We start from the raw sequence: 6207 nt of genomic DNA, 5'->3' as shown, positions 1-6207 counted from the left end.
TATAATTTCCTTGGTTAATTTGAGTACTTGTCATACATAAATTATACCAAAAAATACACCTTCTTCTCTATAGAATTGGGTGTATTTTTTATGTCTGGGCTGTGACTTATCTGTCACAGCCCCTTTTATTGTTGTGAATCATTTTGATATTCAGGAAAACCAATAATTGCTCCATCAACTATTTTCCAAGGGCCTAAATCCCACGATATTCTTATTATTGGTGATTCATCCACAAGATTAAAGTTTTTTATAATGGTTTTTGTGTAATCAGATATAAAAATATCATAAATTTGAAAAGGAAGTTTATTAATTAATGTAAATAAATAATCAATGTCATAGATAGATTGTTTCTTCTCACTTATCGATTTATTGTATAGTGGCTGAATATGTGCATAATATATGAAACTACCATCAAAAGAAGCTTCTTTATGCATTCCTAAACTTAATTTTATCAAACGATTGTCATATTTAGAGGTCACTCTGAAATAAATAAGGGCATCAGAACGTCGTGCATTGTCCTCTGAAAGATCGGGATCATTTTCTATTTTTTCTATTTGTATTTCATAAGGAGTGTGCCTTATGAATTGATCAGGAGTTATTTCTAGGTATGTGCATAAAGAATTTAATGTATCAAATTGAATTCCTTTTGCATTATTTAAAGCAAGTGAAGTTAGAGTAGTACGTGATATTCCTGTGGCTTTTGACACTTGCGATATCTTTAGATTCCTTTCAGCTAAAAGTACTGATAAATTACATGCGATCATCTTAAACCTACCACCTTTCTATTCATATTGTACAATATATTGAACAATATAGCAACTTTTTTTATTTTATTTTGTTGACATGATATAAAATAGTGCTATAATGTCAATGTGTCTAATGGCGCAAAACGTTCAGATGTTTGGACAGTTTGTAAAGACAGGGGGTGGTTGAATGATTGATAACACACTGGCAATCAGGATGGCAGAGCGTTTGGAAAACATCACTACTGTATGTAAGAATACAGGAATATCAAGAACAACGCTTACCAGCATATACCACAAACGATGTAAGAGTATCTCAAATGATACACTTGAAACTTTGTGTGATTACTTTGATTGTGATATTGGTGATTTATTAGTAATCAAAAAGAAAAGCACTCACTGATCCGGCAAGATTAGTAATGAGTGCACACAAACACAACCTGCAAGAGGTTATATATATAATACCACAGAAACTTGGTTTTATACAACCTCTCGTAAGGATATCGTATCTAAAAATATCTAAAACAGGAGGTTTTTATAATGAAAAAGAACGCATTACAAGTATTATCAGAGCAGGAATTACTGGGAAAGAAATTTAAAATCTATGGTACATATGAAGAACCGTTGTTTCTGGCAAAGGATGTTGCTGAATGGATTGGGCACTCACAAGTATCTAAAATGCTTGACGCTGTCGATGATGAAGAAAAGCTGATGGGAACATTATTCCTATCAGGTCAGAAAAGAAATCTATGGATGCTAAAAGAGAATGGCGTTTATGAGGTCATTATGCAAAGCAGGAAACCTATAGCTAAGACTGTAAAGAAACAGTTTAAAGCAATCCTACATTCTGTGCGTGTACACGGCGGTTATCTTGCAGGGCAGGAAACTATGACAACTGAGCAAATCATGGCACAAAGTCTTTTAGCAGCACAATCAATCATTGATGAAAAGAATAAGCTTATTGCTGAATTAGAGCCTAAAGGTGCGTATTATGACAAAATTCTGAGATGTAAAGGCCTTATCAATACTACGGTCATTGCGAAGGATTACGGCATGAGCGCAAAGTCTTTCAATAAAATGCTGCATGAGTATGGAATTCAGTATAAACAAGGCCGGCAGTGGCTTCTATATGCTAAATACCAAAACAAGGGATATACTGGCTCTCAGACAACAGATATTGAAAACGAAGGTGATTCTTTTGCAGTCATTGATACGAAGTGGACACAGAAAGGGAGAGCATTCCTGTACTGTTTCCTGAAGAAACAAGGTATCGTTCCTACAATGGAACGCCTGGATCTGTTTCCAGGCATAGAGCCTAGTCAGCAGGCAGCTGCATAGCGGTGAGGGTACAGAGGTATGATGTTCAATTACAATTTGCTTAACAACCGCATCGCCCAGGTATGCGGATCACAGCAAGAGTTCGCAAGAAGATTAGGAATTAGTTTTGAAGAACTGCAGGAAAAACTTGTTAGTGGTGCAGGCTTGTATACGGATGATATGAAAAAAGGAATTGACATTTTATCAATTCCAATGAATGAAGCAGAGAGATATTTTTTCAATAAAGGGGTATGATTTAAGCCCTTTTTTTATATCTTCCGGCAAAAAATTTAATTGAATCAAGTAACTGCTCTTTAAATTCGCTTATATCCTTTTCTGACATTTCATTTAAATCATATTGCCCAAATTGTTGAACTATATTATTTCTAATAAGCGTATCTATGATTTCAGAAATATCCTCGCCTATATAATTAGGGTCGCCCATTCTTTTTGTTCGCTCTATCAAATCTGAAACGTTTATATGAAAATAGTCTTTTAATGTATATACATCAGCCATTATGGGGGATGTCTGACCATGAATCCACCTATAAATTTTAGCTGAATCTAAATTAGTTTTTTCAGCTAATTCGGTAATTGATATATTATCGCGATCCATGTAATATTGCAAATTCAACGCGAAGGTAGTAATAATCTCGCTTTCGCTTTCCCTTGATATTTCCCATCCCATCAGTTTTGCGGGGGTGGTGTCAAGATATTTTGCAAGTAGCTCTATTTTATCAGAAGGTATGTTAGAAATTTTTCCACTTTCATATCTCTGTATAGTTTGCTTGCTAGTTCCAACTTTTTCAGCTAACTCTTCGAGAGTCATATTCTTTTTTTTCCTAAGACTTTTTATGTTCGTGCTGAGTAAGGTTTTCATTTTTTCTGACCTCCTAGCTAAAGTATAACATAAATCACTCAATATGCAACATAAAAATCTTGACATGTCACTTGATAGGTGATAACATGAAGTCACCCAATCGGTGACAGGAGGTGAAGAGATGATTGATACAGCGAGATTGAAAGGGAGAATTGCTGAAAAAGGTCTTTCACAGCGCAAGGTAGCAAAATGTATTGGTATTACTGAGAAAACATTTTATGCAAAAATGAAGGCTGGAGTATTTGGTAGTGATGAAATCGAAAAAATGATAGACATATTAGAAATTAGAGATCCTGCCAGTATTTTTTTTGTTGGTTCGGTCACTGGATGGGTGACTTTGGAGCGATTAGAAAGTGAGGTGAGAATATGAGAATTGAAGAATGGAATGGCTATAAGATTAGATTCGTTGAGAAAGATGGCGAGTGGTGGGCGGTACTCAAAGACGTTTGCGATGCATTGGAACTGAAAACTTGGAAAGTAAAACAAAGACTTGAAAAGGACCTACTTTTAAAGTATACCCTTGAAACTAATGGTGGTGTTCAAGAAATGCTTATCATAAATGAATTTGGAATTTATGATACGGTGTTTCAATCCCGGAAGAAAGAGGCGGTTGAATTTAGGTATTGGGTCTATGAAGCAATAAAGTCAATGCGCTTTGCGATTGGTCTTGAAGGCTTCCAAGTATTTAGAATGCTTGATAAAGAACACCAAAAAGAAGCTATGGCGAAGCTTAATTGTAATCTGAGAAATCCTGTGAGAGTTGACTTCATAAAGGCGAACACAATAGCAAACAAAGCGGTATCTAATAAGCATGGTTATTCTAAAATGCTTAAGAAGGGCACTATGTCTCCTCAAATGCTTGTTGATCGTGAACCCATTCTAGAGGATACTGTTGAACTCATATCTGTCAATGAAAAATTTGGATTAGGAATTTCAGTAAGTAAAGCGGTTTATCAAAAGTACAGCTCATAGAAAGGAGGCCCAGAAATGGCAGAACTAGAAATTAAAAAAGTGGACTTCTATGATTCAGAACTAATAGGAGTTCAAGAAGCGGCTACAGGTAAAGTGTTTACCGCAATCAACAACGTTTTAAAAGGTATCGGATTTGATGACAGGCAAATCGAGCATCAAAGAAACAAATGGAAGGAAGACGAAGCGGTATCCAAAGGGGTACAAAAATTTTCGTACCCCTCAGAAGGTGGCACGCAAGAAGCATATTGTATCGACATTATGAAACTTCCTCTTGCATTGGCTAAAATCAACATCACACCAAAAATCAAGAAAGAGAACCCGCGATTAGCAGAAATGCTTGAATTGTACCAAGACAAATGCGCTGAGGTATTGGCTAAGTCTTTCTTTAGAAAGCAAACAGATTTTATTAAATCTTACTCAACTAAAGCCACATCGGTTGGAGAATTAGCAAATCTGATGAAAGAGTGGGGGAGAGCGTTGCGTGATGCAAACGGAGATCCTGAAAAGATTGTAGAATTGTATGAAAAACTTAATCGTCAATTAGGCATGGATATTCCATCTGATTTACTGGGCAAGAAGAAAAAGAAGAACCAGCAATTAGCATATGCACTAATCCCTATGGACTTTGAGTAGGTTGGGGTAACGAATTGTTCCCGCACAGATTTAGCAAGAACAGATAAAACAAAGAGTTGATTGAATAAGGACCACCTTTCAAAGGTGCCCCTTGATACTGCTGGCGGATAGAAAATTTTGCATAACGTGTGACGATGAGATTTTAACAAAAGAAGAGAAATGCGAAGCATAGGAGGTATTGAATGGAAGAACTAATCAAAGTACAACACGACAACGACCGTATAACGGTACTGGCAAGAGATTTACATGGATTCTTGGAGATTGAAAGTAATTTCACAACATGGTTCAGGCGTATGTGCGAATATGGATTTGAGGAAGCAAAAGACTTTGTTCCATTTTTGGAAGAAAGTACAGGAGGTCGAACGGCTACTGATTATCAGATTACTATTGAAATGGCGAAAGAAATCGCTATGATTCAGCGTAACGAAAAAGGCAAACAGGCAAGACAGTATTTCATTCAACTGGAAAATGATCGGAACAGCCCGCAGAAAGTTATGGCAAGGGCTCTACAGATGTCACAAAGAGAATTACAGATATTGAGAACAGAAAACGAGGAAATGAAACCTCTGGCATTGTTCGCAAGTGCTGTAAAAACGAGTGACGATAGTATTCTGATTGGACAATTAGCTAAGCTTATAAAGCAGAATGGTCGTGATATGGGACAGAATAGATTATTCGCTTGGATGAGAGAGGAAGGATATCTTTGCTCAAAAGGTGAGAATTACAACATGCCAACACAGAAGTCTATGGATTTAGGCCTCATGGAAATTAAAGAGCGGACAGTCAACAATCCGGATGGCAGTTGAGAATCACTAAAACAACAAAGATTACCGGAAAAGGACAGATTTACTTTGTCAATAAATTATGCGGTGGATTCAATACATAGAAAGGAGGACTATAAATGGCAGAACAAAGTATTTTAACATTCGACGGTGTTCACTGCTATCTTGAAGCAGATGGAACAGCATATTTGAAATTAGAGGATGTAGCGAGGGGGCTTGGATTTGTAGATAAATCTAAAAGCGCCACGAATGGCGCTCAACTTGAAAAAGTTAGATGGTCAAGAGTAAGAAAGTATTTACAGGAATTAAATGCACCTACATGTGGGGACACCGACTACATTCCAGAACAGGTGTTCTATATGCTAGCTATGAAGGCAAACAATGAAGCTGCAAAGGAATTTCAAAGAAAGATTGCTTATGAAATTATTCCGGAGATCAGAAAAACAGGTTGTTATTCAAATACAGAAAACGGCATCATTCCTATGGGAAATTTGTCTACTGAAATGCAAGCACTTCTTATGCATGATAGGAAACTTGTTGAGCAGGATAAACGGATTGCTGTATTGGAAGATAATACATTGATAAGCACTCGACAGCGCCGCAAAATCAGAAATGCTATTCACAGTGCCGTTGCATCTGCATGTGGCGGAATAAAGACTGCCGCATATAAAGAAAACAGCAAAAGAGTGTATAAAGCTGTATACAACTTCTTATACGATCACTACGACATTTCAGAATATGCTGATATTCCTAAGGTCAAATATAATGAAGCTTTATCGCTGATTGAAAATTGGTATCCAAGCTACGACCTGCAGCTGAGCATTGATATATCCAATAACTGCAAACAGCAGAAAATGGATCTGGATGAAGATTAGTTTCT

Annotated in this window: 10 protein-coding genes; 8 read left to right on the top strand and 2 right to left on the bottom strand. The window is 36.6% G+C overall.

Features of this window, described 5'->3' with window-relative positions:
* Positions 1–125: 125 nt before the first annotated feature.
* Positions 126–764 (bottom strand): helix-turn-helix transcriptional regulator, encoded by a 639-nt coding sequence (locus tag KSZ58_RS21310; RefSeq protein WP_009270749.1) that lies wholly within the window; start codon positions 762–764, stop codon positions 126–128.
* A 169-nt stretch (positions 765–933) separates the two neighbouring features.
* Here KSZ58_RS21310 and KSZ58_RS21305 point away from each other — a divergent pair, with 169 nt between their 5' ends.
* The 3 genes from KSZ58_RS21305 (at position 934) to KSZ58_RS21295 (ending at position 2315) form a co-directional block, all read left to right on the top strand.
* Entirely contained in the window at positions 934–1146 is a 213-nt protein-coding gene (locus KSZ58_RS21305) for a helix-turn-helix transcriptional regulator (RefSeq protein WP_009270748.1), read from the top strand.
* A gap of 137 nt (positions 1147–1283) precedes the next feature.
* Positions 1284–2081 carry a phage antirepressor KilAC domain-containing protein gene (locus tag KSZ58_RS21300; RefSeq protein WP_009270747.1) on the top strand — a complete coding sequence of 266 codons (798 nt, stop codon included), beginning with the start codon at positions 1284–1286 and terminating at the stop codon, positions 2079–2081.
* Positions 2082–2099: 18 nt separating this feature from the next.
* Positions 2100–2315, top strand: coding sequence for a DUF739 family protein (locus KSZ58_RS21295; RefSeq protein ID WP_009270746.1), 216 nt, complete (start codon positions 2100–2102; stop codon positions 2313–2315).
* Position 2316: 1 nt separating this feature from the next.
* On the opposite strand, the gene KSZ58_RS21290 is transcribed toward KSZ58_RS21295, so the two are convergent.
* A complete protein-coding gene (locus KSZ58_RS21290) occupies positions 2317–2940 on the bottom strand; it encodes a helix-turn-helix transcriptional regulator (protein WP_009270745.1) in 624 nt (207 codons plus the stop codon).
* A 121-nt stretch (positions 2941–3061) separates the two neighbouring features.
* Between KSZ58_RS21290 and KSZ58_RS21285 the strand changes: the two genes are divergently transcribed.
* The 5 genes from KSZ58_RS21285 (at position 3062) to KSZ58_RS21265 (ending at position 6202) form a co-directional block, all read left to right on the top strand.
* A complete protein-coding gene (locus tag KSZ58_RS21285) occupies positions 3062–3310 on the top strand; it encodes a DUF739 family protein (protein WP_009270744.1) in 249 nt (82 codons plus the stop codon).
* Entirely contained in the window at positions 3307–3912 is a 606-nt protein-coding gene (locus tag KSZ58_RS21280; protein WP_009270743.1) for a BRO family protein, read from the top strand. The genes KSZ58_RS21285 and KSZ58_RS21280 overlap by 4 nt, the downstream gene beginning before the upstream one ends.
* A 15-nt stretch (positions 3913–3927) precedes the next feature.
* Positions 3928–4545 carry a phage antirepressor N-terminal domain-containing protein gene (locus KSZ58_RS21275; RefSeq protein ID WP_008819728.1) on the top strand — a complete coding sequence of 206 codons (618 nt, stop codon included), beginning with the start codon at positions 3928–3930 and terminating at the stop codon, positions 4543–4545.
* A 182-nt stretch (positions 4546–4727) separates the two neighbouring features.
* Positions 4728–5351, top strand: coding sequence for an antA/AntB antirepressor family protein (locus tag KSZ58_RS21270; protein WP_009270742.1), 624 nt, complete (start codon positions 4728–4730; stop codon positions 5349–5351).
* A gap of 95 nt (positions 5352–5446) precedes the next feature.
* Positions 5447–6202: an ORF6C domain-containing protein gene (locus KSZ58_RS21265; protein ID WP_009270741.1), complete on the top strand. Its 756-nt coding sequence runs from the start codon at positions 5447–5449 to the stop codon at positions 6200–6202.
* Positions 6203–6207 lie beyond the last annotated feature (5 nt).

This window comes from Erysipelatoclostridium sp. DFI.2.3 (assembly GCF_019132535.1).
GTDB lineage: Bacteria > Bacillota_I > Bacilli_A > Erysipelotrichales > Erysipelotrichaceae > Clostridium_AQ > Clostridium_AQ innocuum.
This window is presented reverse-complemented; position numbering and strand designations above follow the sequence as displayed.